This is a genomic window from Pseudomonas floridensis, from assembly GCF_002087235.1.
In the GTDB taxonomy this organism is placed as follows: domain Bacteria; phylum Pseudomonadota; class Gammaproteobacteria; order Pseudomonadales; family Pseudomonadaceae; genus Aquipseudomonas; species Aquipseudomonas floridensis.
Genome location: NZ_MUIO01000022.1, coordinates 16,227 through 42,186, shown reverse-complemented (window position 1 = coordinate 42,186; position 25,960 = coordinate 16,227). Strand labels below are relative to the sequence as shown.

The 25,960-nt window shown below is 60.2% G+C and carries 32 protein-coding genes; 19 read left to right on the top strand and 13 right to left on the bottom strand.

Annotated elements, in window-relative coordinates; all coding sequences use genetic code 11:
- Positions 1-186: 186 nt before the first annotated feature.
- From BZK31_RS08475 to pilG, 3 genes are read right to left on the bottom strand one after another with little or no spacing between them, the layout of a single operon-like run.
- Positions 187-726, bottom strand: coding sequence for a chemotaxis protein CheW (locus BZK31_RS08475; protein ID WP_083182289.1), 540 nt, complete (start codon positions 724-726; stop codon positions 187-189).
- A 16-nt stretch (positions 727-742) separates the two neighbouring features.
- On the bottom strand, positions 743-1,108 hold the full coding sequence (pilH, locus tag BZK31_RS08470; protein ID WP_004884368.1) for a twitching motility response regulator PilH: 366 nt from the start codon (positions 1,106-1,108) through the stop codon (positions 743-745).
- Between the two features lie 46 nt (positions 1,109-1,154).
- Complete coding sequence (gene pilG, locus BZK31_RS08465; protein WP_083182288.1) at positions 1,155-1,565, bottom strand: twitching motility response regulator PilG; 411 nt, start codon at positions 1,563-1,565, stop codon at positions 1,155-1,157.
- 244 nt (positions 1,566-1,809) lie between these two features.
- On the opposite strand from pilG, the gene gshB reads away from it, so the two are divergent.
- The 7 genes from gshB to BZK31_RS08430 all read left to right on the top strand — a co-directional run bounded on the left by gshB (position 1,810) and on the right by BZK31_RS08430 (position 7,800).
- Complete coding sequence (gshB, locus tag BZK31_RS08460; RefSeq protein WP_083182287.1) at positions 1,810-2,769, top strand: glutathione synthase; 960 nt, start codon at positions 1,810-1,812, stop codon at positions 2,767-2,769.
- A gap of 145 nt (positions 2,770-2,914) precedes the next feature.
- Positions 2,915-3,817 (top strand): energy transducer TonB, encoded by a 903-nt coding sequence (locus tag BZK31_RS08455; RefSeq protein ID WP_083182286.1) that lies wholly within the window; start codon positions 2,915-2,917, stop codon positions 3,815-3,817.
- Positions 3,818-3,894: 77 nt separating this feature from the next.
- Positions 3,895-4,464 carry a YqgE/AlgH family protein gene (locus tag BZK31_RS08450; protein ID WP_083182285.1) on the top strand — a complete coding sequence of 190 codons (570 nt, stop codon included), beginning with the start codon at positions 3,895-3,897 and terminating at the stop codon, positions 4,462-4,464.
- Entirely contained in the window at positions 4,464-4,904 is a 441-nt protein-coding gene (gene ruvX / locus BZK31_RS08445) for a Holliday junction resolvase RuvX (protein WP_083182284.1), read from the top strand. Before BZK31_RS08450 ends, ruvX begins: the two co-directional genes overlap by 1 nt.
- A 98-nt stretch (positions 4,905-5,002) precedes the next feature.
- Positions 5,003-5,515 carry a bifunctional pyr operon transcriptional regulator/uracil phosphoribosyltransferase PyrR gene (gene pyrR, locus BZK31_RS08440; RefSeq protein WP_083182283.1) on the top strand — a complete coding sequence of 171 codons (513 nt, stop codon included), beginning with the start codon at positions 5,003-5,005 and terminating at the stop codon, positions 5,513-5,515.
- A 12-nt stretch (positions 5,516-5,527) separates the two neighbouring features.
- Positions 5,528-6,532 (top strand): aspartate carbamoyltransferase catalytic subunit, encoded by a 1,005-nt coding sequence (locus BZK31_RS08435; protein ID WP_083182282.1) that lies wholly within the window; start codon positions 5,528-5,530, stop codon positions 6,530-6,532.
- Positions 6,529-7,800, top strand: coding sequence for a dihydroorotase (locus BZK31_RS08430; protein ID WP_083182281.1), 1,272 nt, complete (start codon positions 6,529-6,531; stop codon positions 7,798-7,800). The genes BZK31_RS08435 and BZK31_RS08430 overlap by 4 nt, the downstream gene beginning before the upstream one ends.
- Positions 7,801-7,882: 82 nt before the next feature.
- Here the strand turns inward: BZK31_RS08430 and BZK31_RS08425 are convergent, their stop codons facing one another.
- Entirely contained in the window at positions 7,883-8,287 is a 405-nt protein-coding gene (locus tag BZK31_RS08425; protein WP_083182280.1) for an NINE protein, read from the bottom strand.
- 250 nt (positions 8,288-8,537) lie between these two features.
- Here BZK31_RS08425 and BZK31_RS08420 point away from each other — a divergent pair, with 250 nt between their 5' ends.
- On the top strand, positions 8,538-9,221 hold the full coding sequence (locus BZK31_RS08420) for a C40 family peptidase (RefSeq protein WP_083182279.1): 684 nt from the start codon (positions 8,538-8,540) through the stop codon (positions 9,219-9,221).
- 58 nt (positions 9,222-9,279) lie between these two features.
- Here the strand turns inward: BZK31_RS08420 and BZK31_RS08415 are convergent, their stop codons facing one another.
- The gene (locus BZK31_RS08415) at positions 9,280-10,314 is read right to left on the bottom strand and encodes a type IV pilus twitching motility protein PilT (protein WP_083182278.1); all 1,035 of its coding nucleotides are present in this window, start codon (positions 10,312-10,314) and stop codon (positions 9,280-9,282) included.
- Positions 10,315-10,369: 55 nt separating this feature from the next.
- On the opposite strand from BZK31_RS08415, the gene BZK31_RS08410 reads away from it, so the two are divergent.
- The 9 genes from BZK31_RS08410 to BZK31_RS08370 all read left to right on the top strand — a co-directional run bounded on the left by BZK31_RS08410 (position 10,370) and on the right by BZK31_RS08370 (position 17,028).
- Complete coding sequence (locus BZK31_RS08410) at positions 10,370-11,056, top strand: YggS family pyridoxal phosphate-dependent enzyme (RefSeq protein WP_083182277.1); 687 nt, start codon at positions 10,370-10,372, stop codon at positions 11,054-11,056.
- Between the two features lie 24 nt (positions 11,057-11,080).
- Positions 11,081-11,899 (top strand): pyrroline-5-carboxylate reductase, encoded by an 819-nt coding sequence (proC, locus tag BZK31_RS08405; protein ID WP_083182276.1) that lies wholly within the window; start codon positions 11,081-11,083, stop codon positions 11,897-11,899.
- Positions 11,900-11,926: 27 nt separating this feature from the next.
- Positions 11,927-12,517: a YggT family protein gene (locus tag BZK31_RS08400; RefSeq protein ID WP_083182275.1), complete on the top strand. Its 591-nt coding sequence runs from the start codon at positions 11,927-11,929 to the stop codon at positions 12,515-12,517.
- Between the two features lie 148 nt (positions 12,518-12,665).
- Positions 12,666-13,805 carry a homoserine O-succinyltransferase MetX gene (gene metX, locus BZK31_RS08395; RefSeq protein WP_083182274.1) on the top strand — a complete coding sequence of 380 codons (1,140 nt, stop codon included), beginning with the start codon at positions 12,666-12,668 and terminating at the stop codon, positions 13,803-13,805.
- A gap of 7 nt (positions 13,806-13,812) precedes the next feature.
- Positions 13,813-14,433, top strand: coding sequence for a methionine biosynthesis protein MetW (metW, locus tag BZK31_RS08390; protein ID WP_083182273.1), 621 nt, complete (start codon positions 13,813-13,815; stop codon positions 14,431-14,433).
- Positions 14,434-14,456: 23 nt separating this feature from the next.
- The gene (locus BZK31_RS08385) at positions 14,457-14,891 is read left to right on the top strand and encodes a DUF4426 domain-containing protein (RefSeq protein ID WP_083182272.1); all 435 of its coding nucleotides are present in this window, start codon (positions 14,457-14,459) and stop codon (positions 14,889-14,891) included.
- Entirely contained in the window at positions 14,888-15,484 is a 597-nt protein-coding gene (gene rdgB, locus BZK31_RS08380; RefSeq protein ID WP_167377886.1) for an RdgB/HAM1 family non-canonical purine NTP pyrophosphatase, read from the top strand. Before BZK31_RS08385 ends, rdgB begins: the two co-directional genes overlap by 4 nt.
- Complete coding sequence (gene hemW / locus BZK31_RS08375) at positions 15,481-16,695, top strand: radical SAM family heme chaperone HemW (RefSeq protein ID WP_083182271.1); 1,215 nt, start codon at positions 15,481-15,483, stop codon at positions 16,693-16,695. The genes rdgB and hemW overlap by 4 nt, the downstream gene beginning before the upstream one ends.
- A gap of 9 nt (positions 16,696-16,704) precedes the next feature.
- Positions 16,705-17,028, top strand: coding sequence for a DUF3392 domain-containing protein (locus BZK31_RS08370; protein WP_083182270.1), 324 nt, complete (start codon positions 16,705-16,707; stop codon positions 17,026-17,028).
- A 258-nt stretch (positions 17,029-17,286) separates the two neighbouring features.
- Here the strand turns inward: BZK31_RS08370 and trmB are convergent, their stop codons facing one another.
- The 4 genes from trmB to BZK31_RS08350 form a co-directional block, all read right to left on the bottom strand.
- Positions 17,287-17,934 carry a tRNA (guanosine(46)-N7)-methyltransferase TrmB gene (gene trmB / locus BZK31_RS08365; protein ID WP_244182652.1) on the bottom strand — a complete coding sequence of 216 codons (648 nt, stop codon included), beginning with the start codon at positions 17,932-17,934 and terminating at the stop codon, positions 17,287-17,289.
- A 97-nt stretch (positions 17,935-18,031) separates the two neighbouring features.
- Positions 18,032-18,826, bottom strand: coding sequence for a thiazole synthase (locus BZK31_RS08360; protein ID WP_083182268.1), 795 nt, complete (start codon positions 18,824-18,826; stop codon positions 18,032-18,034).
- Positions 18,827-18,879: 53 nt separating this feature from the next.
- Complete coding sequence (thiS, locus tag BZK31_RS08355; RefSeq protein ID WP_083182267.1) at positions 18,880-19,080, bottom strand: sulfur carrier protein ThiS; 201 nt, start codon at positions 19,078-19,080, stop codon at positions 18,880-18,882.
- Positions 19,081-19,190: 110 nt separating this feature from the next.
- A complete protein-coding gene (locus BZK31_RS08350; RefSeq protein WP_083182266.1) occupies positions 19,191-19,571 on the bottom strand; it encodes a DUF423 domain-containing protein in 381 nt (126 codons plus the stop codon).
- 80 nt (positions 19,572-19,651) lie between these two features.
- Between BZK31_RS08350 and mtgA the strand changes: the two genes are divergently transcribed.
- Positions 19,652-20,362 (top strand): monofunctional biosynthetic peptidoglycan transglycosylase, encoded by a 711-nt coding sequence (gene mtgA / locus BZK31_RS08345; protein WP_083182292.1) that lies wholly within the window; start codon positions 19,652-19,654, stop codon positions 20,360-20,362.
- Positions 20,363-20,493: 131 nt separating this feature from the next.
- Positions 20,494-21,672 carry an elongation factor Tu gene (locus BZK31_RS08340; protein WP_083182265.1) on the top strand — a complete coding sequence of 393 codons (1,179 nt, stop codon included), beginning with the start codon at positions 20,494-20,496 and terminating at the stop codon, positions 21,670-21,672.
- Positions 21,673-21,749: 77 nt separating this feature from the next.
- On the opposite strand, the gene rpoH is transcribed toward BZK31_RS08340, so the two are convergent.
- The 4 genes from rpoH to ftsY form a co-directional block, all read right to left on the bottom strand.
- Entirely contained in the window at positions 21,750-22,604 is an 855-nt protein-coding gene (gene rpoH / locus BZK31_RS08335) for an RNA polymerase sigma factor RpoH (RefSeq protein WP_024689060.1), read from the bottom strand.
- A gap of 113 nt (positions 22,605-22,717) precedes the next feature.
- The gene (ftsX, locus tag BZK31_RS08330; RefSeq protein WP_083182264.1) at positions 22,718-23,752 is read right to left on the bottom strand and encodes a permease-like cell division protein FtsX; all 1,035 of its coding nucleotides are present in this window, start codon (positions 23,750-23,752) and stop codon (positions 22,718-22,720) included.
- On the bottom strand, positions 23,749-24,420 hold the full coding sequence (gene ftsE / locus BZK31_RS08325; RefSeq protein ID WP_004884405.1) for a cell division ATP-binding protein FtsE: 672 nt from the start codon (positions 24,418-24,420) through the stop codon (positions 23,749-23,751). Before ftsE ends, ftsX begins: the two co-directional genes overlap by 4 nt.
- Positions 24,417-25,937 carry a signal recognition particle-docking protein FtsY gene (gene ftsY / locus BZK31_RS08320; protein WP_083182263.1) on the bottom strand — a complete coding sequence of 507 codons (1,521 nt, stop codon included), beginning with the start codon at positions 25,935-25,937 and terminating at the stop codon, positions 24,417-24,419. Before ftsY ends, ftsE begins: the two co-directional genes overlap by 4 nt.
- Between the last annotated feature and the right edge of the window lie 23 nt (positions 25,938-25,960).

Here is a 25,960-nt window from a genome sequence, read left to right as displayed (position 1 = left end):
GGCGAAGTTGGCGAACAGCAACATGATGAAAACGATAAGCGCGAAGAACAGCACAACAATCTGTGTACGGCTGCGTACGCCTTCCATTGACCTGCCTGTCTTACTCATTTAAATCAGGCCCCCGCCTGGACCAACTGCGATTCGTGACACAAAACAGACCCGTCGACACCGGGCCACTTCGCTCTTCTAGAACGCTACATCCAGGAACTCGTCGGATTTCACCAGTGCCCACGGACTGAACACCAGCCAGGCCTGTTCGCGAATGAACTGCCCGCGCAAAAAGGGCACCAGACGCGGATCGGGCGTGCCCTGCGCCTCCGGAATCAGGCTCAACTGACTGAAATGCTGCATGCCGAACACTTCATCCACCAGCAGACCGGCGAACGCATCCTGATGTTCCACCACCAGCACGCGGCGCTGCTTGCGCACCGGCGACAACTCATGCCCGAAGAACCCGCACAGGTCGGTAAGGGGCAGCAGTCGCCCGCGTAGATTGGCGATGCCCACAACCCAGGGTTTTACTCCGTGCAACGCCGCATGCCGTGGCTCATGCAGGATTTCGGCGATCTCGCCGATAGGCGCCACGAAACGCTGCTCGCCCATTCTGAAACCAATGCCGACCCAATCCTGCTGATGGGCTTGCTGCAGCGGCAACCCGGCCGCCAGTGACCGGCACCGCCGATCGATGTCCAGAAGCATTTCAAAGGCTGTGCGTGGCTCGGCCATGACCAGACTCCGGCGATCAGCCGGCCAGCACCGCGTTCAGGGTTTTCATCAGGGTGTCTTCATCGACCGGCTTGGTCAGGTAATCGCGAGCACCCTGGCGCTTGCCCCAGACCTTGTCGGTCTCCTGATCCTTGGTGGTGATCATGATCACCGGGATCATGGCGGTGTCGGCGTCCTTGGTCAGCTGGCGCGTGGCCTGAAAGCCGTTGAGCCCGGGCATCACGATGTCCATCAACACCGCATCGGGTTTTTCCTGGCGAGCCAGGGCCACGCCGTCCGCGCCATTTTCAGCCTTCAGCACTTCATGGCCATGCTTTTCCAGCATGCCGGTGAGTTTGTACATTTCAGTCGGCGAATCATCGACGATCAGTATTCGAGCCATGGGTGTTCCCCGTCAGTTGCGAGCACGCGAGCAATGGGCGCGGGCATCACGGTATGTGTTGTTCTACTGCAACGAAGCTCGGCACATGAGCCTTGATCGCGCTGAGCAGTTCTTCCTTGCTGAAAGGCTTGGTCAGAAACTGGTCCGACCCGACGATCCGCCCCTTGGCCTTGTCGAACAGCCCGTCCTTGGAGGACAGCATGATCACAGGCGTGGACTTGAAGGCCCGGTTGTTCTTGATCAGGGCACAGGTCTGATAACCGTCCAGACGCGGCATCATGATATCGACGAATATAATGCGTGGGTGGTTATCGGCAATCTTGGCCAGCGCGTCAAAACCGTCGACGGCCGTGATGACTTCACAGCCGACGTTTCTCAGCAGCGTTTCGGCGGTGCGGCGAATGGTCTTCGAGTCGTCGATGACCATGACTTTCAAGGCTGTGGGGTGCTGTTCCATATCTGCTCTTCCATCGCCGCAGCGAATTTTTGCGCGTTCTGCAAAGCACTGGGAGCCTGATGGTATGGCTTTACGGATCCATAAGGATCGTAGACCGGATGCCGAGCCTTTTTAGCACACTCTCCCCGGTCAATCCATAAAGTGCGCCGCTGCATGTCTGCCCCTTGACCCGGAGCAAACGGAGCGCCACCCTGACGCCAATTTCACGGCCGTCACGGCCCTTATCGATCAGAGGATATTGCCCATGAGCGTTCGCCTAGGGATTGTCATGGACCCCATTGAGCGCATCTCCTATAAAAAGGACAGTTCGCTGGCCATGCTGCTTGCCGCACAGGCGCGCGGCTGGACACTGTTTTACATGGAGCAGAAGGACCTGTATCAGAACGCAGGTCAGGCTCGCGCCCGCATGAAACCGCTCAAGGTGTTCGCCGATCCGGGCAAATGGTTCGAATTCGAGGCCGAAGTCGACGCCGGGCTGGACGATCTGGACGTGATCCTGATGCGCAAGGATCCGCCGTTCGACATGGAGTTCGTTTACGCCACTTACCTGCTGGAGCAGGCCGAGCGGGCGGGCGTGCTGGTGGTCAACAAGCCGCAGAGCCTGCGTGACTGCAACGAGAAGCTGTTCGCTACGCTGTTCCCGCAGTGCACCCCGCCGACGCTGGTCAGCCGTCGGTCCGACATCATCCGCGAATTCGCCGAGCAGCATGGCGACGTGATCCTCAAGCCGCTGGACGGCATGGGCGGCGCGTCGATCTTCCGCCACCGCGCAGGTGATCCCAACCTCTCGGTGATCCTGGAAACCCTGACCGCCCACGGCACGCAACAGATCATGGCGCAGGGTTATCTGCCGGCAATCAAGGACGGCGACAAGCGTATTCTGATGGTCGATGGCGAGCCGGTTCCGTATTGCCTGGCGCGCATTCCAGCCGCAGGCGAAACCCGTGGCAACCTGGCCGCAGGTGGTCGGGGCGAAGCGCGGCCGCTGAGCGACAAGGATCGCTGGATCGCGGAACAGATCGGCCCGACGTTGCGTGAAAAAGGCCTGCTGTTCGTGGGCCTCGACGTCATCGGCGAGCACCTCACCGAAATCAACGTCACCAGCCCGACCTGCATCCGCGAGATCGATAACGCGTTCGGCACCGACATCGGCGGTCTGCTGATGGACGCGATCGAGAAGAAACTGCAGGCGCGGTCGGCCTGATAGCGGATTCGCCAGCCGACAGCACACCGTAAGATGCCCCTTCGTCCGATCCGGACCGGAGCGGCATCGCACATTGCGTTATCATGCGCCACCTGTAACACGACACGGATTTTGACATGCAGGCTGACGAGATGCTGAACCGCCAATGACATCGATGGCCAGAAACGACCTACCGCTGGAACTCTCGAGCGTCGGAGTGCGTCCGGTCGATCGCCTGGGTTTCACCATGATGATCGCCGCCTTGATCCATCTGGCGATCATCCTTGGTGTGGGCTTCACCTACGTAAAGCCCGAGCAGATCTCGCAGACCCTGGAAATCACTCTGGCGACGTTCAAGAGCGACGAAAAGCCCAAACAGGCAGACTTCCTGGCGCAGGACGACCAGCAGGGCAGCGGCACGCTGGACAAGGCTGAAACGCTGAAAACCACCGAGATCGCGCCCTACCAGGACACCAAGGTCAACAAAGTCACGCCGCCTCCGGCCAGCAAGCCGGTCGTCAAGCAGGAAGCGCCGAAAACCGCGGTCGCGACCACTGCGCCGAGCCAGCAGAAAACCGTCGCCAAACGCGAAGAAGTCAAACCCGAACCCACCGCCAAGACCGCGCCGACCTTTGACAGTGCGGATCTGAGCAATGAAATCGCCAGCCTCGAAGCCGAACTCTCCGCCGAGCAACAGTTGTATGCCAAGCGCCCGAAGATCCATCGCCTGAACGCAGCATCGACGATGCGCGACAAGGGTGCCTGGTACAAAGATGACTGGCGCAAGAAGGTCGAGCGGGTCGGCAACCTGAATTACCCGGAAGAAGCCCGCCGCAAGCAAATCTACGGCAACCTGCGGCTATTGGTCTCGATCAATCGCGACGGTTCGCTGTACGAAGTGCTGGTGCTTGAATCGTCGGGGCAGCCGTTGCTGGACCAGGCAGCCCAGCGAATCGTGCGACTGGCGGCACCATTTGCGCCGTTCACCGGCGATCTGGCCGATATCGACCGGCTGGAGATCATCCGCACCTGGAAATTTGCCCGCGGCGACAAGCTTTCAAGCAATTGATGCTTTTTGGTCAATCCTGCTGACACACGCATAACTGACAGTTGTCAGCGACGCGGCTCAACGCCACACTAGGGCTCATGAAAAAAGTCTCTCCGAGTTACCTCAAGCATCAGTTCTTGATCGCCATGCCGCACATGCACGACGAGAACTTCTCGCAGACCTTGACCTACATCGTCGAGCACAACGCCAATGGCGCAATGGGGCTGGTGATCAACCGCCCGCAAAGCCTGACCCTGGCCGATGTGCTCGAACAACTGCGGCCGGAGCTTCCGGCCCCGGTACGTTGCCAGCAGATCCCGATTCACTCCGGTGGGCCGGTCCAGACCGATCGCGGCTTCGTTCTGCATCCCAGCGGCCAGATATTCCAGGCGACCGTCGATCTGGGTGGCATTTCGCTGTCCACGTCGCAGGACGTGCTGTTCTCCATCGCCGATGGCTACGGCCCTGATCAAAATGTGATCACCCTGGGTTACGCAGGCTGGGACGCAGGCCAGCTGGACGCCGAGATGGCAGCCAACGCCTGGCTAACCTGTTCGTTCGACCCGGCCATCCTGTTCGACGTGGACAGTGAGCAGCGCCTGGATGCCGCCGCTGCACGGCTGGGCATCAACCTCAGCCTGTTGTCGACTCAGGCAGGGCACGCCTGATGGCCGCATTGCGCCTGCTGCTGGGGTTTGATTTCGGCACCAAACAGATCGGCGTTGCAGTCGGCCAGGCCATCACCGGCCAGGCCCGCGAACTGTGTACGCTCAAAGCACAGAACGGCATCCCGGACTGGGACAAGGTGCAGGCGCTGATCAAGGAATGGCAACCCGACGCCATCGTGGTCGGCCTGCCACTGAACATGGACGGCACGCGCAGTAACATGAGCGACCTGGCCGAGAAGTTCTCGCGCAAGCTCAATGGCCGTTTCGGCGTGACGGTCTACACCCATGACGAACGCCTGACCACGTTCGAAGCCAAAGGCGAGCGCATGGCCCGAGGCGGCCAGAAAGGCAGCTACCGCGACAATCCGGTCGACGCCATTGCCGCCGCGTTGCTGTTGCAAGGATGGCTGGATGAGAACGCCGAGCTGTTGAATGCGTGACTTTTTGCGTCCGCACAGCTTCGAGATACCCGGATTCCACGTTTACGCCTGAGCGACGCCTCACCGTCGGCCGCCGCTCGAGCCCTCAAGGAGCAACCATGAGTCTGCCAAACCCCGCCGAACTGATTCGTCAGATGGCCACTGACCTGAACGCTCACCTGAGCAAGCGCGGCATCAGCGACCCTCGTTTTATCGGTATCCGCACCGGCGGTGTCTGGGTCGCTCAGGCGTTGCTCAAGGCGCTGGACAACCCTGCTGCGCTGGGCACACTGGACGTTTCCTTCTACCGCGACGATTTCAGCCAGAATGGCCTGCATCCGCAGGTACGCCCGTCAGAGCTGCCGTTCGAGATCGAAGGCCAGCACCTGGTGCTGATCGATGACGTGCTGATGAGTGGCCGGACCATTCGCGCCGCCTTCAACGAGCTGTTCGACTACGGTCGCCCGGCCAGTGTCACGCTGGTCTGCCTGCTGGACCTGGACGCCGGCGAACTGCCGATCCGTCCCGACGTGGTGGGCGCGACCCTGCCTCTCGCCCCGCAGGAACGCATCAAGCTGTCCGGACCAGAGCCTCTGGCGCTCGAACTCCAAGACCTCTCAACCGCCCTCTAAGAGTCCATTGCGATGACGCCTCTCGACGCCAAGCGCCCGCTGCAACTGAACCATCAGGGGCAGTTGCGCCATTTCCTGTCTCTGGACGGCTTGCCCCGCGAGCTGCTCACCGAAATCCTCGACACCGCCGACTCGTTTCTCGAAGTCGGCGCACGGGCGGTGAAGAAAGTCCCGTTGTTGCGTGGCAAGACGGTGTGCAACGTGTTCTTCGAGAATTCGACCCGCACCCGCACCACGTTCGAGCTGGCAGCCCAGCGCCTGTCGGCCGACGTGATCACCCTGAACGTCTCGACCTCGTCCACCAGCAAGGGCGAGACGCTGTTCGACACGTTACGCAACCTTGAGGCCATGGCCGCCGACATGTTCGTCGTGCGCCACGCCGATTCAGGCGCCGCGCACTTCATTGCCGAGCACGTGTGCCCGGACGTTGCGATCATCAACGGTGGTGACGGACGTCATGCGCACCCGACTCAGGGCATGCTCGACATGCTGACGATTCGTCGTCACAAGGGCGGTTTCGAAAATCTGTCGGTGGCCATCGTCGGCGATATCCTGCACTCCCGCGTGGCGCGCTCCAACATGCTCGCGCTCAAGGCGCTGGGCTGCCCTGACATCCGCGTGATCGGGCCGAAAACCCTGTTGCCGGTCGGCATCGAGCAATACGGCGTCAAGGTTTACACCGACCTGAACGAAGGCTTGAAGGACGTAGACGTGGTCATCATGCTGCGCCTGCAACGCGAACGCATGACCGGCGGCCTGCTGCCCAGCGAAGGCGAGTTCTACCGCTTGTTCGGCCTGACCACCGCACGCCTGGCCGTCGCAAAACCCGATGCCATCGTGATGCACCCGGGCCCGATCAATCGCGGCGTGGAAATCGAGTCGGCAGTGGCCGACGGGGCGCATTCGGTGATTCTCAATCAAGTGACCTACGGCATCGCAATCCGCATGGCGGTGCTCTCCATGGCCATGAGCGGACAAACCGCACAACGACAGTTCGAGCAGGAGAACGCCCTGTGAAGCTCAGTATTCTCGGCGCTCGCGTCATCGATCCGGCCAGCGGTCTGGATACCATCACCGATCTGCACATCGAAGCGTGCAAGGTCCTGGCTATCGGCGCAGCACCGGCCGGTTTCGAGGCGACGCAAACCGTTGATGCCAGCGGTCTTGTGGCAGCGCCTGGACTTGTAGACCTGAATGTCTCTTTGCGTGAGCCGGGTTACAGCCGCAAGGGCAGCATCGCCAGCGAAACACGTGCGGCAACCGCAGGCGGCGTGACCAGCCTGTGCTGCCCGCCGCGCACCAAACCGGTTCTGGACACCTCGGCGGTGGCTGAACTGATTCTGGACCGCGCTCGCGAAGCCGGTTTCAGCAAGGTGTTCCCGATCGGAGCACTGAGCAAGGGTCTGGAAGGCGAACAACTGGCCGAACTGATTGCGCTACGCGACGCAGGCTGCGTGGCCTTCGGCAACGGCCTGAACAGCTTCAGCAACACCCGTACGCTGTGCCGGGCGCTGGAATATGCTGCCACCTTCGACCTGACGGTGATTTTCAACTCGCAGGATCGCGACCTGGCGCAAGGCGGTCTGGCTCACGAGGGCCCGATGGCGAGCTTCCTCGGCCTCGCAGGCATTCCGGAAACCGCTGAGACTGTGGCACTGGCCCGCGATCTGCTGCTGGTCGAGCAAAGCGGCGTCCGCGCCCACTTCAGCCAGTTGACCAGCGCTCGCGGCGCGGCGCTGATCGCTCAGGCGCAGGCCCGCGGCCTACCCGTCACGGCGGACGTAGCGCTGTATCAGCTGATCCTGACGGACGAAGCGCTCATCGACTTCTCCAGCCTGTATCACGTCCAGCCCCCGCTACGCACCCGCGCCGACCGCGATGGCCTGCGTGAAGCCGTAAAGTCCGGTGTGATTCAAGCCATCTCCAGCCACCACCAGCCCCACGAGCGTGACGCCAAGCTTGCGCCCTTCGGAGCCACCGAGCCGGGCATCAGCAGCGTCGAACTGTTGTTGCCGCTGGCGATGACGCTGGTTGAGGATGGCCTGCTGGACCTACCAACCCTGATCGCCCGCCTGAGCAGCGGCCCGGCCAGTGCCTTGCGCCTGCCTGCCGGCAAGCTGAGCGCAGGCGCACCGGCGGACATCGTCCTGTTCGATCCGACGGCTTCAACCCTCGCAGGCGAGACCTGGCTGTCCAAAGGCGAAAACTGCCCATTCATCGGCCACTGCCTGCCGGGCTCGGTGCGCTACACGCTGGTGGATGGACGGATCAGTTATAGCCGCTGAAGTACCTCCTGATCGTAACCACGCTCCGCGCCTGGCCGTAAGGTCTGACGCAGAGCGCCACGGGAGGCATGCCCACCAGATATCAGCCGCGTCGTGCATTCTCCATCGAGACCTGGTTATTAAGCGTCCAGAAGTCATACAGGATGCCGATCAGGAACAACCCGCCTGTGCACAGGTAGATAACCCCGGTAATCCACTTGCCCATGTACATGCGGTGCACGCCGAACAGGCCAAGGAAGGTCAGCAGAATCCACGCCAGGCTGTAGTCGGTGGAACCGGGCGTGAAGCGCAGATCGGCCTCGCGATCCATCGACGGGATCAGGAACAGGTCAATCAGCCAGCCGATGCCCAATAGCCCGAATGTAAAGAACCAGATTGTCCCGGTTACCGGCTTTCCGTAGTAAAAACGGTGCGCGCCCAGGAACCCCAGAATCCACAACAGATACCCCATGACCTTGCTGTGCGTGTCGGACCGATAGCCGTTCATTTGTACCCTCTTTGAGCCAATAGAAAAAAATAGATAACAATTTTGTGACTCCACCGCCGTCTTCCGACGTATGGCACCGAACCTCTCACCGATCAGCCAAACCCTTGACGTCAAAGGGATTAACCCGAAAAAGGAAAGAGTCTCTCGCACAAAACGCAATGATGCCACTGTGATTCACTCGACAAATGGGGTCAGAATTTTCAAAAAAGCTGTTATAAAGTTGCGCGCTGACCACTATGAGCCCTGCCGAATGCGTCCTTTTTTCAAGACATGGCTAACCATTTGCCTATTTATGCCACTGGCCGCCCACGCCACCAATCGTGAGCAACAACTTCCTGCGAGCTTCTCGGGTTACACCGCAAAAAACCATCTTTCGCCCGTGATCGCTACCCGCAACACCCCTCAGGAAGCCACTGTCGCTCCTCATGCCACGCGAAATGCCCGCGCCGTTCAGACGCCGGTTTCGCGCAAGAATTCCGCCAAGGCCACCAAGGCACAGGCCTTGACCGCCGTTAATGGCAAACAGGGTAACGCCGTTGTGAAACGTGCGCTGCAGACGGTCGGTACGCCCTACCGCTGGGGCGGCACCACACCGGGCAAAGGCCTTGATTGCAGCGGGCTGGTGAAGTACGCCTACAGCGACGTTCGCGAAGTGGATCTGCCACGCACGTCCAACGCCATGGCTCAGGGCCACGGTCAGACAGTCGATCGCAAAGACCTGAAACCAGGTGACCTGCTGTTCTTCAACATCAAGAGCCGCAACGTCAATCACGTAGCGATCTATCTGGGTGAAGGCAAATTCGTTCACGCGCCGCGTCGCGGCAAGGCGGTCACCGTCGATACGCTGAACAAGCCGTACTGGAGCAGCCATTACAAGATTGCCAAGCGCGTGCTGCCTAAACAGGCTCCGCAAATGCGGGTCGTGCAGCGCTGATCGTCCCCTCAAGGCCTGCCGTCGCGCAGGCCTGCTCTTCCCTTCCCTCACACCACACTTAGAAGTTGTCAGGCACCTTGGCCCGCTCACGGGCGCTCTCGCGTGTAATCAGTCCCTTCTTGACCAGATCGGCCAGGCACATGTCCAGCGTCTGCATGCCCACCGACCCACCGGTCTGGATCGCCGAGTACATCTGCGCCACCTTGTCTTCGCGAATCAGGTTACGGATCGCTGGCGTGCCCATCATGATCTCGTGAGCCGCAACGCGCCCACCGCCTACCTTCTTGAGCAATGACTGCGAGACCACTGCATGCAGGGACTCGGACAGCATCGAGCGGATCATGGATTTTTCCTGGGCGGGGAACACGTCCACGACCCGGTCGATGGTCTTGGCGGCCGACGTGGTGTGCAGAGTGCCGAACACCAGGTGGCCGGTCTCGGCGGCCGTCAGCGCCAGGCGGATGGTTTCCAGGTCGCGCAGCTCGCCGACCAGAATCACGTCCGGGTCTTCACGTAGCGCCGAGCGCAAGGCTTGCGAGAAACCCAGCGTGTCGCGATGCACTTCGCGCTGGTTGACCAGGCACTTCTTGGACTCGTGAACGAATTCGATAGGGTCTTCGATGGTCAGGATATGGTGATGCTTGTTGCTGTTGAGGTAATCGATCATCGCCGCCAGGGTGGTCGATTTGCCAGAGCCGGTCGGCCCGGTGACCAGAATCAGACCACGCGGGACGTCTGTAATCTTGCGAAACACACTTCCCATGCCCAACTCTTCCATGCTCAGAATCCTGGAAGGGATGGTCCTGAACACCGCGCCAGCACCGCGATTCTGGTTGAACGCGTTGACCCGAAACCGCGCAACCCCTGGCACTTCGAAGGAAAAGTCAGTCTCCAGATCTTCCTCGAAGTCCTGGCGCTGCTTGTCGTTCATGATGTCGTAAATCAGCGCTTTGACTTCTTTCGCATCGAGCGGTGGCAGGTTGATTCGCCGCACATCGCCGTCAACCCGGATCATCGGCGGCAGACCTGCAGAGAGGTGCAAGTCCGATGCGCCCTGTTTGGCACTGAAGGCCAGCAGCTCGGTAATATCCATACAGCTCCCCAATCACATAGAATGCCGCAGACTTTAGCCCTGCTGGCGCAAATCAATGTCCACGATAGCAGCGAACATTTCAACGCTCGAACAGCGAATTCGTACAGCGTCTGTCACGGCACAGCGCGATCCGGCCTCGGTCGGCCTGTTGGCGGTGAGCAAAACCAAGCCTTCCAGCGCGCTGCGTGAAGCGTACGCCGCCGGCCTGCGGGATTTTGGCGAGAACTACCTACAGGAAGCATTGGGCAAACAGGCCGAATTGGCCGACCTGCCCTTGTGCTGGCACTTCATTGGCCCCATTCAGTCGAACAAGACGCGTGCTATCGCCGAACACTTCGCCTGGGTACATTCCGTGGACCGCCTGAAAATCGCTCAACGCCTGTCCGAGCAACGCCCTGAAGGCCTGGAGCCGCTCAACATCTGCATTCAGGTGAATGTCAGTGGCGAGGCCAGCAAATCCGGCTGTACGCCCGAAGACCTGCCCGCGCTGGCCGCCGCCATCAGCGACCTGCCGCGCTTGAAGCTGCGGGGCCTGATGGCCATTCCCGAGCCCACCGAAGACCGGGCAGAGCAGGAAGCAGCCTTCGCGGCCGTGCGCACGCTGCAGAAACAACTGGACCTGCCGCTCGACACGCTGTCCATGGGCATGAGCCACGACCTGGAAGCCGCCATCGCCCAAGGCGCGACCTGGGTGCGGATCGGCACCGCCCTGTTTGGCGCACGCGACTACGGTCAGCCCTAACTCTCCACACAAGGACCCTCTTTCATGAGCAAGACTCGTATCGCCTTCATCGGCGCCGGAAACATGGCCGCCAGCCTGATCGGCGGCCTGCGTGCGCAAGGCGTGGAAGCGTCCATGATCTGCGCCAGCGCACCGGGCGCCGAAACCCGCGAGCGGATCGCGACCGAACATGGCATCCAGGTGTTTGCCGACAACGCCGACGCCATCAAGGGCGCGGATGTCGTCGTGCTGGCGGTCAAACCGCAACTGATGAAAACCGTTTGCCAGGCGCTCAAGCCCAGCCTTGAAAGCCACCAGTTGATCGTCTCGGTGGCCGCCGGTATCACCTGTGCCAGCATCACGTCGTGGCTTGGCGAGCAGCCGGTGGTACGCTGCATGCCCAACACACCGTCGCTGCTGCGTCAGGGCGCAAGCGGGCTGTACGCCATCGGACAAGTCAGCGCCACGCAACGCGAACAGGCCGAGCAACTGCTGTCGGCGGTCGGGATTGCGGTCTGGGTCGAACAGGAAAAGCACATGGATGCCGTGACCGCGGTCTCCGGCAGCGGTCCTGCGTACTTTTTTCTCATGATGGAAGCGATGACTGCCGCAGGCGTGAAGCTCGGCCTGCCGGAAGACATCGCCAAAAAACTTACCCTGCAAACCGCGCTTGGCTCGGCGTTGATCGCCACTGGCAGCGACGTGGATGCAGGCGAGCTGCGCCGTCGTGTCGCCTCGCCAGGCGGGACCACGGAGGCGGCTATCAAGGCATTCCAGGCCGGTGGTTTCGAAGCGCTGGTAGACACCGCGCTGACCGCCGCCGACCACCGCGCAGCCGAGCTGGCTGAGCAATTGGGCAAATAATTTCCAGATCCTTTTCGGAGCAGATTGATGATCGGATTGAACACCGCTGCAATTTACGTCCTGCAAACGCTCGGCAGTCTCTATCTGCTGATCATCCTGATGCGCTTCGTGCTGCAACTGGTGCGCGCCAATTTCTACAACCCGCTGAGCCAGTTCATCGTCAAAGCGACCCAACCGCTGCTCAAGCCGCTGCGGCGCATCATTCCCAGCGTATTCGGCCTGGACATGTCGTCGCTGGTGCTGGCGATCATCGTGCAGATGATTCTGATGGCCCTGACGCTGCTGCTGATGTACGGCACCACGGGCGATCCACTGCACTTGCTGCTCTGGGCGATCATTGGTGTGACGGCGCTGTTCCTGAAGATCTTTTTCTTCGCCCTGATCATCAGCGTCATCTTGTCCTGGGTCGCGCCGGGCAGCCACAATCCTGGCGCCGAACTGGTCAATCAGATCTGCGAGCCGGCACTGGCGCCGTTCCGCAGAATCGTGCCTAACCTTGGCGGTCTGGACATCTCGCCGATCCTGGCCTTCCTGGTGCTCAAGCTGCTGGACATGCTGGTCATCAACAATCTGGCCGCCATGAGCGCGATGCCAGAGGTGCTGCGCCTGCTGATGTAAACCATTGATGATGATCGTGCCCGGGTGCCGGGCACGATCAAACGCAGTGTCTGTTATGGGGGATGAGCCAGCCTGGCGGTTATTCCCTTATTGCCGCTACACCCCACGGTCTTTAGACTTACGCCTCATTTATGCGAGAGCAGGGTCGATGCCCACGGTCTTTCCCCACGATTCTGTCGGTCTGGTCACACCGCAACTGGCCCATTTCAGCGAGCCTCTGGCGCTGGCCTGTGGCCGGTCGCTGCCTGCCTACGACCTGATTTACGAAACCTACGGCGAACTCAACGCCACCGCCAGCAACGCGGTGCTGATCTGTCACGCACTGTCCGGGCACCATCATGCGGCGGGTTTTCACAGCGCCGATGATCGCAAGCCCGGCTGGTGGGACAGCTGCATCGGCCCCGGCAAGCCGATCGATACCCACAAGTTCTTCGTCGTCAGCCTGAACAACCTCGGCGGTTGCAACGGCTCGACCGGCCCCAGCAGCATCGATCCGGAGACTGGCAAGCCATTCGGTGCCAACTTCCCGGTCGTGACGGTGGAAGACTGGGTCAACAGCCAGGCTCGTCTGGCCGATACGCTGGGCATCCAGCAGTGGGCAGCAGTCATTGGCGGCAGCCTGGGCGGCATGCAGGCGCTGCAATGGACCATCAGCTACCCGGAGCGCGTGCGCCACTGCCTGGCAATCGCCTCGGCACCCAAGCTCTCGGCACAGAATATCGCCTTCAACGAAGTGGCGCGTCAGGCCATCCTCACCGATCCGGAGTTTCATGGCGGCTCGTTCCAGGAGCACGGTGTGATCCCCAAGCGCGGCCTGATGCTGGCGCGGATGGTCGGGCACATCACTTACCTGTCCGATGACTCGATGGGTGAGAAATTCGGCCGTGGCCTCAAGAGCGAGAAACTCAACTACGACTTCCATAGCGTCGAGTTTCAGGTCGAGAGTTACCTGCGTTATCAGGGCGAAGAGTTCTCCGGACGTTTCGACGCCAACACCTACCTGCTGATGACCAAGGCGCTCGACTATTTCGACCCGGCGGCGAACTTCAACGACGATCTGGCCAAGACCTTCGCCAACGCGACCGCCCGGTTCTGCGTGATGTCGTTCACCACTGACTGGCGTTTCTCGCCGGCCCGCTCCCGTGAACTGGTGGACGCGCTGATGGCCGCCCGCAAGGACGTCTGTTACCTGGAAATCGACGCGCCACAAGGGCACGACGCCTTTCTGATTCCGATCCCGCGCTACCTGCAGGCTTTCAGGAATTACATGAATCGAATTTCGCTGTGAGGATGTCATGAGAGCCGATCTGGAAATCATCCAGGAATGGATTCCCGCTGGCAGCCGTGTGCTCGACCTGGGTTGCGGTGATGGCGAGCTGCTGACCTGGCTGCGTGATCACAAGCAGGTCACCGGCTACGGGCTGGAAAAGGACGCGGGCAACATCGCCGAATGCGTTGCCAAGGGCATCAATGTCATCGAGCAGGACCTGGACAAGGGGCTGGGCAACTTCGCCAGCAACAGTTTCGACATCGTGGTCATGACGCAGGCCCTGCAAGCGGTGCATTACCCGGACCGGATCCTCGACGAGATGCTGCGCGTCGGCCGTCAGTGCATCATCACCTTCCCGAACTTCGGCCACTGGCGCTGCCGCTGGTACCTGGCGAGCAAGGGTCGCATGCCGGTCTCCGAGTTCCTGCCGTACACCTGGTACAACACGCCCAACATTCACTTCTGCACCTTCGAAGACTTCGAGGAATTGTGCCGCGAGCGGGATGCGCAAGTACTCGACCGGCTGGCTGTCGATCAGCAGCACCGTCACGGGTGGGCCAGCAAGCTATGGCCTAATCTGTTGGGTGAAATCGGCATCTACCGCGTCACCAGCCCGGGCCTGACGGACCACCAGATCGCCGTGTGACGCTTCGTTTCGAGGAACGCGACATGTACCGTCCGGCCTGTTTACTGCTGATTACAAGCCTCAGCATCCCTGCACTGGCGACAGATGCCATCAAGGCCAGTCGTCAGGAGACATTCGGCGATGTCACGGTTCACTACAACACCTTCAATTCGACGGCGCTGCAACCGGACATCGCCAAAGGTGCCGGGTTGATCCGCAGCAAGGATAAGGGCGTCATCAACGTGTCGGTGATCCGTAACGGTACGTCCCAAGTGGCCCAGGTCAGCGGTACGGTCAAGGATCTGGCCAACGCTTCGCTGCCGCTGGGCTTCAAGCCGGTTACCGACTACGGCGCGGTCAGTTACATGGCGCAGTACCCGGTGCCGCAGCAGGAAGTCAGGATTTTCGATATTTCCGTCCAGACGGGCGGCACTACTCACCGTTTCAGTTTCAACCAGGAACTCTTTCCGGGCCCATGATGAACCTTACGCAACTTGTTTTGGCCAGCCATAACGCTGGCAAGCTCAAAGAACTCCAGGCCATGCTCGGTGACCGCGTCACCCTGCGCTCGGTGGGCGAATTCAGTCAGATCGAACCCGAAGAAACAGGCCTGTCGTTCGTCGAGAACGCCATCCTCAAAGCCCGCAACGCATCGCGCCTGTCCGGCCTGCCCGCACTGGCGGACGACTCGGGGCTGGCCGTGGACTTCCTGGGCGGTGCGCCAGGCATTTACTCGGCGCGTTACGCCGACGGCAAGGGCGATGCGGCCAACAACGCCAAGCTGCTGGAGGCGCTCAAAGACGTGCCGGACGAGCAACGCGGCGCGCAGTTCGTCTGTGTGCTGGCGCTGGTGCGTCATGCTGACGATCCGTTGCCGATTCTGTGTGAAGGTCTGTGGCACGGGCGCATTCTGCATGCGGCCAGCGGCGAACACGGCTTTGGCTACGATCCGCTGTTCTGGGTGCCTGAACGCGACTGCTCCAGCGCAGAGCTGGGCCCTGTCGAAAAGAATCAGTTGAGCCATCGCGCCCGCGCCATGGTGCTGCTGCGCCAGCGCCTGGGTCTGCAATGATCCACGATCCGCCTGCGCAGCCGCTGTTTCTCGGCGAGACTGGCTTCTCGTCCGAAAGCCCGCGCCCTGCGCTGCCGCACCTGCCGCCGCTGTCGCTGTACATTCACATCCCGTGGTGCGTGCGCAAATGCCCGTATTGCGACTTCAACTCCCACACGGCAAGCCCGGTGCTACCGGAGCAGGAGTACGTCGACGCGCTGCTGGCCGATCTGGATCAGGACCTGCCCCACGTCTACGGACGCGAACTGCAGTCGATCTTCTTCGGCGGTGGTACGCCCAGCCTGTTCAGCGCCGAAGCGCTGGGCCGTCTATTACAGGGTGTGGAGCAACGTACCCGTTTCGCTGCCGACATCGAAATCACGCTGGAAGCCAACCCGGGTACGTTCGAACAGGCCAAGTTCAGCGCCTATCGCGGGCTCGGCATCAATCGGCTATCGATCGGCATTCAGAGCTTTCAGGAATCCAAGCTCAAGGCGCTGGGCCGGATTCACAACGGTGACGAAGCGATTCGCGCGGCGGACATGGCGCGGCAGGCCGGTTTCGATAACTTCAACCTGGACCTGATGCACGGCCTGCCAGAGCAGTCGCAGGACGAAGCGCTGGATGACCTGCGTCAGGCCATCGCGCTGGCACCGACTCATCTGTCGTGGTATCAGCTGACGCTGGAGCCCAATACGGTGTTCTGGAACCAGCCACCCGTGCTGCCGGAAGACGACATTCTCTGGGATATTCAGGAGACCGGTCAGCAATTGCTGGCTGATCATGGCTATGCGCAGTACGAAGTGTCCGCCTATGCACAGCCTGGAAAACCGGCGCGACACAACCTCAATTATTGGGCCTTTGGTGATTTCATTGGCATCGGTGCCGGTGCGCACGGCAAGCTGAGTCATCTGGACGGTCGCATTTTCCGCACCTGGAAGACTCGTCTGCCCAAGGATTATCTGAACCCGGACAAGCCTTTTCAGGCGGGCATGAAGCTATTGCCGCTGGACGAATTGCCGTTCGAATTTCTGATGAACGCTCTGCGACTCACAAAGGGCGTGGACGCTGCATTATTTCGGGAAAGAACGGGTCTAAGCGTCGACTCATTGGCCGAAGCCCGCAGACAGGCGGAACGAAGAGGTCTGCTGCATACGGATCCGACACGCCTGGTGGCAACGCCCCAAGGTCAGCTATTTCTCAACGACTTGTTGCAATACTTTCTGATCTAAGGACCCTGCATGGATCTCATACTCGATCTGCTCGCCACCGTCTCACGCTGGAGTCGCAGTAACCTTTCAGAAATCGCCCTGGCATTGGTGGGCTGCCTGCTGGTGCTGTTCGGCTCGGATGTCAAAGGCTGGCTGGAGCAGCGTGTGGGCAGCATGGCCGGCGCCCTGCGCATCCCGATCATGGCCCTGCTGTGCACCGTCGGCAGCGGCCTGGCCCTGATCTACGCAACCCCTTGGGTCGTACGCGGCCTGAGCCAGTTCAACAACTACAGCCTTGCGCCTGTGTTACTGGTAGTTCTGGTCTTGATCGGCGTCATCGCAGACCGCAAGTAACCCTGGGAAAGCGGTGCTCTGCAAGGGGGCAATTGATCTACCCCCAATCGAGTGCAGCACTCTGTAATGGGCGGACCCGTGGGAGCGGACTCGTCCGCGAAAGCTTTGTCCCTGACGCCAGATTTCCCAACGCCTGCACTGCCCTCTTCGCGGACAAGTTGGCTCCCACGCAATCATCTGATCCCATCAAGTGCAGCGCTCGGTGATGGGCTCCCCCGTGGGAGCGGACTCGTCCGCGAAAGCTTTGTCCCTGACGACTCAGTCCACTTTCTCGAACTTCAGATCCCATACCCCATGCCCAAGACGTTCGCCGCGGCGTTCGAACTTGGTGATCGGACGTTCGGCGGGGCGTGGCACGTACTGGCTGTCCTCGGCCTGATTGCGGAAGCCCGGCGCAACGCTCATCACTTCCAGCATGTACTCGGCGTACGGCCCCCAGTCGGTCGCCATGTGGAACACACCGCCGATCTTCAGCTTGCTGCGCACCAGTGCCGCGAACTCGGGCTGCACGATGCGGCGTTTGTGGTGACGGCTCTTGTGCCACGGATCGGGAAAGAACAGCATCAGGCGGTCCAGACTGTTGTCGGCGATGCAGCGGTTCAGCACCTCAATGGCATCACAATCATAGACACGCACGTTGGTCAGGCCCTGAGTCAGCACGCCATTGAGCAGCGCGCCGACACCGGGGTAATGCACCTCGACGCCGATGAAATCCTGCTCGGGCGCGGCCGCCGCCATTTCCAGCAGCGAATGGCCCATGCCGAAGCCGATTTCCAGGGTGCGTGGTGCAGAGCGACCGAACACCTGGTCGAAATCGACCGGCGCGTCAGTCAGGGAAAGCCCGAACAGCGGGCGTCCCTGATCAAGGCCACGCTGTTGGCCTTCGGTCATGCGGCCGGCGCGCATCACGAAACTCTTGATGCGGCGGTGCTGGCGCTCCTCGCCTTCTTCGGTAGCGGGCGACTCTGGGGGCGTAATGTGCGAATCAGTCATCAACGGGCTCTTACTTGATCAGGCCATCCAGCGGCGAAGACGCGCTGGCATAGAGTTTTCGTGGCATGCGCCCGGCGAGGTACGCCAGACGACCGGCAATTACAGCGTGCTTCATGGATTCGGCCATCATGATCGGCTGCTGCGCATGGGCGATGGCGGAATTCATCAACACCGCCTCACAGCCCAGTTCCATGGCGATGGTGGCATCGGACGCCGTGCCGACACCGGCATCGACCAGCACCGGCACTTTGGTTTCTTCGAGGATGATCTGCAGGTTGTACGGATTGCAGATCCCCAGCCCGCTGCCGATCAGGCCGGCCAGCGGCATGATGGCTATGCAGCCGATTTCCGCAAGCTGGCGGGCGATGATCGGGTCATCGCTGGTGTAAACCATCACGTCGAAACCGTCCTTGACCAGCACTTCGGCGGCCTTGAGGGTTTCGATGACGTTCGGAAACAGGGTCTTCTGGTCGGCCAGTACTTCCAGCTTGACCAGATTACGCCCGTCCAGCAGCTCGCGGGACAGGCGGCAGGTGCGCACTGCCTCGACCGCATCGAAGCAGCCAGCGGTGTTCGGCAGGATGGTGTAACGGTCCGGAGGCAGTATGTCGAGCAGGTTCGGCTCACCGGGATTCTGGCCCAGGTTGGTGCGGCGCACGGCCACGGTCACGATTTCGGCACCCGAGGCTTCGATGGCCAGACGGGTCTGCTCCATATCCACGTATTTGCCAGTGCCTACCAACAGACGCGACTCGAAGGTCCGGCCGGCCAGAACGAAAGGCTTGTCTGTGCGAACAGTGTTCATCGGGAATCCTCTTCAACTTGCAGATTAGGGGGCATCGTCGTGCAGCGTGCGAACTAGCCGCCGCCGATCGCATGAACCACTTCGACCTGATCACCTTCGGACAGGGTGGTGGTTTCGTGCTGGCTGCGCGGCACGATATCCAGGTTCAATTCCACTGCAACCCGGCGTCCGGCCAGCTCCAGACGGGTGAGCAATGCCGCGACGGTTGCGCCATCGGGCAGTTCAAAGGATTCACCGTTCAACTGAATGTGCATGCGAGAGCAGCCATCATTTTAGGGGGCCAGCATTCTAGCCCGATCAGCCGGTATGACCAAATCAAAGCCACGCCATTCGTCTCAAGCGGACGTGGTCATCAACCCTGATTTCACGGCGCAGAACCCAGACGCCACGCCGCCAGCCCCAACATTGCCCAGCCGGTCAGAAACGCCAGGCCGCCGAATGGCGTGATGATGCCAAGCTTGCCGATGCCGGTCAGCGTCAACGCATACAGGCTGCCGGAGAACAACAGGATGCCGATGGCGAAGCTGATACCCGCCCAAGTCATCAACCTGCCGGGAAGCTGCGCCGCCAGCACGGCCACGCCGAGCAAGGCCAGGGCGTGGACCAGTTGATACAGTACGCCGGTCTGGAAGATCGTCAGGTATTCAGCGGTCAGACGTCCTTTCAGGCCGTGAGCGGCAAAGGCGCCGAGCGCCACACCGGTGAATCCGAAGAAGGCGGCCAGCATTAAAAAGCTACGAAGCATCAGGAACTCCAGTGAAAAATCGTCCGAAGGCGCACGGTCTGTATAATGGCCCGCTCAACGGGTTCGGCCAAGCCATCTCTATGCTGCAGTCTCTCTTTCGTCGCATCCTCAAAGCCCTGCTGTGGTTCGCCGCAGGCAGCGTCATTCTGGTTCTGATCTTTCGCTGGATACCCCCGCCGGGCACGGCACTGATGGTCGAGCGCAAAGTCGAATCCTGGTTCGACGGCCAGCCCATTGACCTGCAGCGCGACTGGCAGCCATGGGACAAGATTTCCGACAACCTGAAAATCGCGGTCATTGCCGGCGAAGATCAGAAGTTCGCCGAGCACTGGGGCTTCGATGTCGACGCGATCCAGGCCGCCATTCTGCATAACGAGCGCGGCGGCTCGATTCGCGGTGCCAGCACCCTGAGCCAGCAAGTGTCGAAGAACCTGTTCCTGTGGTCCGGCCGCAGTTACCTGCGCAAAGGCCTGGAAGCCTGGTTCACCACACTGATCGAACTGCTGTGGTCCAAGGAACGCATCCTTGAGGTCTACCTCAATAGCGTCGAGTGGGACGAAGGCGTATTCGGCGCCCAAGCCGCAGCGCAACATCACTTTAGGGTCAATGCCAACGCATTGTCGGTCCAGCAGGCCAGCTACCTCGCCGCCGTCCTGCCCAACCCCAGAGAATGGAGCGCCAGCCACCCCAGCAGTTACGTCTCCCGCCGTGCCGGCTGGATCCGCCAGCAAATGCGTCAGCTGGGTGGAGATGGGTATCTGGCGAATCTGAATAGCAGTCGTCGGTGGTGACAGCGGTCGCCATAAACGCTTAATGCTGACACGATCACAGCAGCTGCCTCACATTTCTGACAGTAGATTTCCGATGCGAGCCTGACTTAGCGTTTGTTAAAGGACATCCACTGAGCAGGAGCTCTGCGATCATGGAAGGCACGGAAAGAAAAACGGTTAATGTCTGCACTCTTGGGCATGTGGATGATGGAAAAACCACGTTAACGGCTGCTCTCAGTCATGTATGTTCAGAAAGCTTCAGTTCAAAAAAAGTTGGATTCGACGCCATCAATGCTGCGCCGGAAGAGAAATTTGGCGGCATCACGATTAAGGTTGCTCGCGTAGCATACGACTCGAAAACCCGTCACTACGAGCATGTGGACTGCCCCAGTCACGAAGACTACGTAAAAGGGTTGATCAGCGGTGCGGTAGAGGTCGACGGCGCTATTCTGGTTTGCTCTACGGCTGACGGCGCGATGTCAGGTACTCGCGCTCATGTCCAGCTGTGTCGCGATGTCGGCATATCGCATATCGTAGTCTTCCTTAGCAAAGCAGATTTAGCTGATGACGAAGAAACCGTGAAAATTTACGAAATGGAAGTTCGTGAATTGCTGAATAGCTATAATTTTCATGGCGATGACGTTCCGGTGATTATCGGTTCAGCCCGAATGGCATTAGAAGAAAAGGATGATAAGAACCGGGGGACTTCCGCCATCAAAAAGCTTATTGAAGCAATGGACAGCCACATTCCGAATGCAGTCCCCACTACTGATAAACCATTCTTGATGCCCATTGATGTAGATTGGCTCACTGGTCCTGGTACTGTAGTCTCCGGTCGCATTGAGCGCGGCATCATCAGAGACAATGATGAGGTCGAAGCCGTAGGTGTTCCCGATATCACCAAAACCAAGTGCCTTGCCATCAAGACGTCTAAACAAATAACCCATGAAGGTCGAGCGGGTGATGAGTGCACGATCGTGCTATCCCAAATCGAGGAAAATGATTTGAGGCCAGGTCCGATATTGGTCAAGCCAGGCACCATTAAACCTCACACCGATTTCGAAGCTGTTATCTATGTCCTGAGCGGGATGGAAAATGGTCGTACTGCCCCTTTTCTCAGTACTTATAGTCCACAATTCCACTTTCGCAATGCGGATGTGAAGGGGCAATGCAAGCTACCGGAAGACCATGAGCTTGCAGCGCCAGGTGAATATATAAAAATCAGCGTTACGCTGAGCAATCATGTTCCACTTGAAGAAAGCCTGCGATTTACTGTTCATGACCAAGGTAAGACCGTAGCCTACGGCATCATCACCAAGATTATTAAGTAAAGCTCAATGCCCCTCTGCCAGCCCCCTAAAAACAAACGCCCCGATCAAGTCGGGGCGTTTTGCATTACAGCGTTGCGTCAAGCAGCGATTGACGTCTTGAGCTTATTCATCGCGCTCTTTTCCAACTGACGAATACGCTCGGCGGAGACGTTGTACTTCTGCGCCAGGTCGTGCAGCGTGGCTTTCTCTTCGGCCAGCCAGCGCTGGTAGAGAATGTCACGGCTGCGTTCGTCCAGTACGTCCAGCGCCTGATGCAGATTGGCGGTGGAGTTGTCGGTCCAGTCGGAGTCCTCCAACTGACGCGCCGGGTCGTAGCGGTGGTCTTCGAGGTAGTTGGCAGGCGACTGGAACGCGCTGTCGTCGTCAGCTTCGGCTGCCGGGTCGAAGGCCATGTCATGACCGGTCAGACGGCTTTCCATCTCGCGCACTTCACGCGGCTCAACGCCCAGGCTTTCAGCGACGCGATGCACTTCATCATTGTTCAGCCAGGCCAGACGCTTCTTCTGGCTGCGCAGGTTGAAGAACAACTTGCGCTGCGCTTTTGTAGTCGCGACCTTGACGATGCGCCAGTTGCGCAGGATGAACTCGTGGATTTCAGCCTTGATCCAGTGCACGGCGAACGACACCAGACGCACACCCATTTCAGGGTTGAAGCGCTTCACGGCCTTCATCAGACCGACGTTACCTTCCTGAATCAGGTCAGCCTGAGCCAGACCGTATCCGGAATAACTGCGTGCGATGTGCACGACAAATCGCAGGTGGGCGAGAACCATCTGCCGAGCCGCCCCCAGATCCTGCTCATAATAGAGACTCTCAGCCAGTTCACGCTCCTGCTCGGGCGTCAGCAATGGAATGCTGTTGACCGTATGCACGTAGGCTTCCAGGTTCGCACCCGGGACCAAGGCATAAGCAGGTTGCAAAGAAGTGGTCATACGAAAAAACCTCCAGCGCACATAAAAGTGCAGTTCAGCACTGCCAGATTGACTGGGAACCGCGAGACAAGTTCCTTGATTCTGAGAAGCCAACCTGGTGAAACAAATTTAGCTTACCGTGGCGCCAGCTCACGCAAGTGGCGAGCGACCGCAATCCAAGCACCGATATACCCTAACAATACCGCTCCGAGCAAGAGCGAAAATCCGTCGCCCACTGGCACGCCGGTCAGGGCGAAGTCACTTCCATAGAGACCTGCCAAACCCACCACCGCGCCGTTGAGCCAGTTCAGGCCATAGGCCAGCACGCCCCAGGACAGGATCCCCGCCCCGAAACCGTACAGTGCGCCCATATAAAGGAAGGGCCTGCGTACGTAGCTGTCAGTCCCGCCGACCAGCTTGATCACTTCAATCTCGGTGCGACGGTTCTCGATATGCAGACGTATCGTGTTACCAATGACCAACAGCAAAGCCGAGACCAGCAGAACCGTCAAGCCGAAAACGAAGCGGTCGCCCAGCTTGAGAATGGCTGCGAGCCGTTCGACCCAGACCAGATCGAGCTGGGCCTGCTGCACCTTGGGCAGTTCAGCGAGCCGGGAGCGCAATGCTTCCAGCGCCGGCTTGTCCACCTCATCCGGTGTGACCAGCACTACGCCCGGCAACGGGTTTTCCGGTAGTTCCTTGAGCGCCTCGCCCAGGCCGGACTGCTGCTGAAACTCGCCCAACGCCTGTTCGCTACTAATGTACTCGGCGTCTGCCACGCCGGGCATTGCCTTGATTTCGTCGCGCATCCGGGTGCCATCTTCAGTGCTGGCGTCCAGATTCAGGTAGATCGAGATCTGTGCAGCGCGCTGCCACGATCCCCCGAGGCGCTCGACGTTGCTCAGCAGCAACGAAAGGCCCATCGGTAGACTCAGGGCAATGGCCATGACCAGACACGTAAAGAAGCTGCCAATAGGCTGCTTGCCCAAACGGCGCAGGCTGTCGACCAGGCTCGATCGATGGCTTTCGATCCAGGCTGACAACAATGCGCTGAAGTCCGGGCCGTCATCGTCGTGGTCGTGGCGCTGCTTTTTCTGTTTCTGCGGCGACGGATCGGCAGCCTTGGGCGCTACGCGCTCCGAAACCTTGGGACTGCGTGTGGCACTCATACCCCGGCCTCCCCATCACCGATCAGACGACCGCGCTGCAGGGTCAGCATGCGGTGGCGCATGCGAGCGATCAGCGCCAGATCGTGACTGGCGATCAGCACGCTGGTGCCCAGTCGGTTAATGTCTTCGAACACGCCCATGATTTCCGCTGCCAGTCGTGGATCGAGGTTACCGGTCGGCTCGTCCGCCAGCAGCAAGGCCGGGCGATGGACGATGGCGCGAGCGATACCGACGCGCTGCTGCTGACCGGTCGACAAATCGCCCGGGTACAGGTCCGCCTTATCGGACAGCGCCACGCGATCCAGCGCCGAATCGACGCGCTTGGCGATTTCAGGCTTGGACAGCCCGAGAATCTGCAACGGCAACGCGATGTTGTTGAATACCGTGCGGTCGAACAGCAGTTGGTGATTCTGGAACACCACGCCGATCTGACGGCGCAGGAACGGGATCTGCGCGTTGCTGATCTGCCCGAGATCTTGCCCGGCCAGCATCAATTTGCCTGTCGTCGGGCGCTCCATGGCCAGCAACAGGCGCAGCAATGTGCTCTTGCCCGCACCGGAATGCCCGGTGACGAACAGAAACTCGCCGCGACGTACTCGAAAGCTCAGTTCATGCAACCCGACATGTCCATTCGGGTAGCGCTTACCGACCTGCTCGAAACGAATCATGGACGCTCCCGCTCCGCAAACAGAGCCTGAACAAAGGGTTCGGCTTCGAAAGTGCGCAAGTCATCGATGCCCTCGCCCACGCCGATGTAACGAATGGGCAGACCGAATTGCTTGGCCAGCGCGAAGATGACGCCGCCCTTGGCCGTGCCATCCAGCTTGGTGAGCGCAAGCCCGGTCAACGTGACCGTCTGATTGAACTGCTTGGCCTGATTGATCGCGTTCTGGCCCGTGCCTGCATCCAGCACCAGCAACACTTCGTGCGGAGCGTCTGCGTCGAGCTTGCCGATCACACGGCGCACCTTCTTCAGCTCTTCCATCAGATTGTCTTTGGTGTGCAGGCGGCCTGCGGTGTCGGCGATCAGCACGTCGATGCCACGCGCCTTGGCGGCCTGCACGGCGTCGAAGATCACCGAGGCGGAATCCGCGCCGGTGTGCTGGGCAATGACCGGGATCTTGTTGCGCTCACCCCAGACCTGCAACTGCTCGACAGCGGCGGCACGGAACGTATCGCCCGCGGCCAGCATGACTTTCTTGCCTTCCAGTTGCAGCTTCTTGGCCAGCTTGCCGATGGTGGTGGTCTTGCCGGCGCCGTTGACGCCAACAACCAGAATCACAAACGGCTTGTGCTCGGCCTTGATGACCAGAGGCTGCTCGACAGGGCGCAGCATCGCCGCCAGCTCACCTTGCAGCGAGGTATACAGCGCCTGGGCGTCGGTCAACTGTTTGCGAGCGACCTTCTGAGTCAGGCTCTGGATGATCACCGACGTAGCCTCGACGCCGACATCAGCGGTCAACAGGCGGGTTTCGATTTCTTCGAGCAGGTCATCGTCGATGGCCTTCTTGCCCAGAAACAGACTGGCCATGCCCTCGCCGATGCTGGCGCTGGTTTTCGACAGTCCCTGCTTGAGGCGGGCAAAGAAGCCGACCTTGGCGGTTTCGGGTTCCTGAAGTGGTGCCGGAACAGGTGCGAGTTCCTGAACCGTTTCAACGGGCTCTTGCACCGGCTGCGGGACGGGCTGGAGCACCGGCGGTTCGGCGACTGGCGTAGGTTCGACCAACACGGATTCAGGAACACTGGCCGGCACGATATCGGCAACCAGCGCAGATTCTGGCTCTGATTCAGCTTCACGCGCCGGTACGGCAGCGTACTGAGGGGCCGACTGCGCCGCTTTTTGCTCTGGAATCGGCGGCGTGACATGCGGCTCGAGCTCGTCGATCAGTGCGACCGATTCTTCGGCCACCGGCAACGTCAGCCAGGGCTGCGGCGATGGTTCGCCTGGCTCCACAAGCAGGTGCGGCGCAGTGACAGGTGCGGGGGTAGCCGCAGGAGGCATGGGTTGAGGCGCGATCGACGGCTCAACCTGCGACGTCGCTTCGACGACCGGCTCAGGCTGTGCAACGGTTGACTCTTGCGGCGCGGGTTCGGCTTCCTGTGGCTTTTTACGCAGCCATCCGAACAGGCCTTTCTTCTCTCCAGCGGCAGCTGGGGTCTTCTTGTCGTCGTTAGAACCAAACATGGAGGACGGCTATCTCAAGGTTG

Excerpts from the sequence above, each read along its gene's own strand:
- BZK31_RS08400 (WP_083182275.1), top strand. The coding sequence starts at position 11,927 with ATGATCGGATTGAACACCGCTGCAATTTACGTCCTGCAAACGCTCGGC.
- proC (WP_083182276.1), top strand. The coding sequence starts at position 11,081 with ATGAGCAAGACTCGTATCGCCTTCATCGGCGCCGGAAACATGGCCGCC.
- BZK31_RS08350 (WP_083182266.1), bottom strand. The coding sequence starts at position 19,571 with ATGCTTCGTAGCTTTTTAATGCTGGCCGCCTTCTTCGGATTCACCGGT.
- mtgA (WP_083182292.1), top strand. The coding sequence starts at position 19,652 with ATGCTGCAGTCTCTCTTTCGTCGCATCCTCAAAGCCCTGCTGTGGTTC.
- pilG (WP_083182288.1), bottom strand. The coding sequence starts at position 1,565 with ATGGAACAGCACCCCACAGCCTTGAAAGTCATGGTCATCGACGACTCG.
- BZK31_RS08385 (WP_083182272.1), top strand. The coding sequence starts at position 14,457 with ATGTACCGTCCGGCCTGTTTACTGCTGATTACAAGCCTCAGCATCCCT.
- pilH (WP_004884368.1), bottom strand. The coding sequence starts at position 1,108 with ATGGCTCGAATACTGATCGTCGATGATTCGCCGACTGAAATGTACAAA.
- rdgB (WP_167377886.1), top strand. The coding sequence starts at position 14,888 with ATGATGAACCTTACGCAACTTGTTTTGGCCAGCCATAACGCTGGCAAG.
- BZK31_RS08415 (WP_083182278.1), bottom strand. The coding sequence starts at position 10,314 with ATGGATATTACCGAGCTGCTGGCCTTCAGTGCCAAACAGGGCGCATCG.
- rpoH (WP_024689060.1), bottom strand. The coding sequence starts at position 22,604 with ATGACCACTTCTTTGCAACCTGCTTATGCCTTGGTCCCGGGTGCGAAC.
- BZK31_RS08435 (WP_083182282.1), top strand. The coding sequence starts at position 5,528 with ATGACGCCTCTCGACGCCAAGCGCCCGCTGCAACTGAACCATCAGGGG.
- BZK31_RS08455 (WP_083182286.1), top strand. The coding sequence starts at position 2,915 with ATGACATCGATGGCCAGAAACGACCTACCGCTGGAACTCTCGAGCGTC.
- ruvX (WP_083182284.1), top strand. The coding sequence starts at position 4,464 with ATGGCCGCATTGCGCCTGCTGCTGGGGTTTGATTTCGGCACCAAACAG.
- metX (WP_083182274.1), top strand. The coding sequence starts at position 12,666 with ATGCCCACGGTCTTTCCCCACGATTCTGTCGGTCTGGTCACACCGCAA.
- hemW (WP_083182271.1), top strand. The coding sequence starts at position 15,481 with ATGATCCACGATCCGCCTGCGCAGCCGCTGTTTCTCGGCGAGACTGGC.
- BZK31_RS08340 (WP_083182265.1), top strand. The coding sequence starts at position 20,494 with ATGGAAGGCACGGAAAGAAAAACGGTTAATGTCTGCACTCTTGGGCAT.
- BZK31_RS08450 (WP_083182285.1), top strand. The coding sequence starts at position 3,895 with ATGAAAAAAGTCTCTCCGAGTTACCTCAAGCATCAGTTCTTGATCGCC.
- thiS (WP_083182267.1), bottom strand. The coding sequence starts at position 19,080 with ATGCACATTCAGTTGAACGGTGAATCCTTTGAACTGCCCGATGGCGCA.
- ftsY (WP_083182263.1), bottom strand. The coding sequence starts at position 25,937 with ATGTTTGGTTCTAACGACGACAAGAAGACCCCAGCTGCCGCTGGAGAG.
- BZK31_RS08410 (WP_083182277.1), top strand. The coding sequence starts at position 10,370 with ATGTCCACGATAGCAGCGAACATTTCAACGCTCGAACAGCGAATTCGT.
- BZK31_RS08425 (WP_083182280.1), bottom strand. The coding sequence starts at position 8,287 with ATGAACGGCTATCGGTCCGACACGCACAGCAAGGTCATGGGGTATCTG.
- gshB (WP_083182287.1), top strand. The coding sequence starts at position 1,810 with ATGAGCGTTCGCCTAGGGATTGTCATGGACCCCATTGAGCGCATCTCC.
- ftsE (WP_004884405.1), bottom strand. The coding sequence starts at position 24,420 with ATGATTCGTTTCGAGCAGGTCGGTAAGCGCTACCCGAATGGACATGTC.
- pyrR (WP_083182283.1), top strand. The coding sequence starts at position 5,003 with ATGAGTCTGCCAAACCCCGCCGAACTGATTCGTCAGATGGCCACTGAC.
- BZK31_RS08370 (WP_083182270.1), top strand. The coding sequence starts at position 16,705 with ATGGATCTCATACTCGATCTGCTCGCCACCGTCTCACGCTGGAGTCGC.
- metW (WP_083182273.1), top strand. The coding sequence starts at position 13,813 with ATGAGAGCCGATCTGGAAATCATCCAGGAATGGATTCCCGCTGGCAGC.
- BZK31_RS08360 (WP_083182268.1), bottom strand. The coding sequence starts at position 18,826 with ATGAACACTGTTCGCACAGACAAGCCTTTCGTTCTGGCCGGCCGGACC.
- ftsX (WP_083182264.1), bottom strand. The coding sequence starts at position 23,752 with ATGAGTGCCACACGCAGTCCCAAGGTTTCGGAGCGCGTAGCGCCCAAG.
- BZK31_RS08420 (WP_083182279.1), top strand. The coding sequence starts at position 8,538 with ATGCGTCCTTTTTTCAAGACATGGCTAACCATTTGCCTATTTATGCCA.
- BZK31_RS08475 (WP_083182289.1), bottom strand. The coding sequence starts at position 726 with ATGGCCGAGCCACGCACAGCCTTTGAAATGCTTCTGGACATCGATCGG.
- trmB (WP_244182652.1), bottom strand. The coding sequence starts at position 17,934 with ATGCGCGCCGGCCGCATGACCGAAGGCCAACAGCGTGGCCTTGATCAG.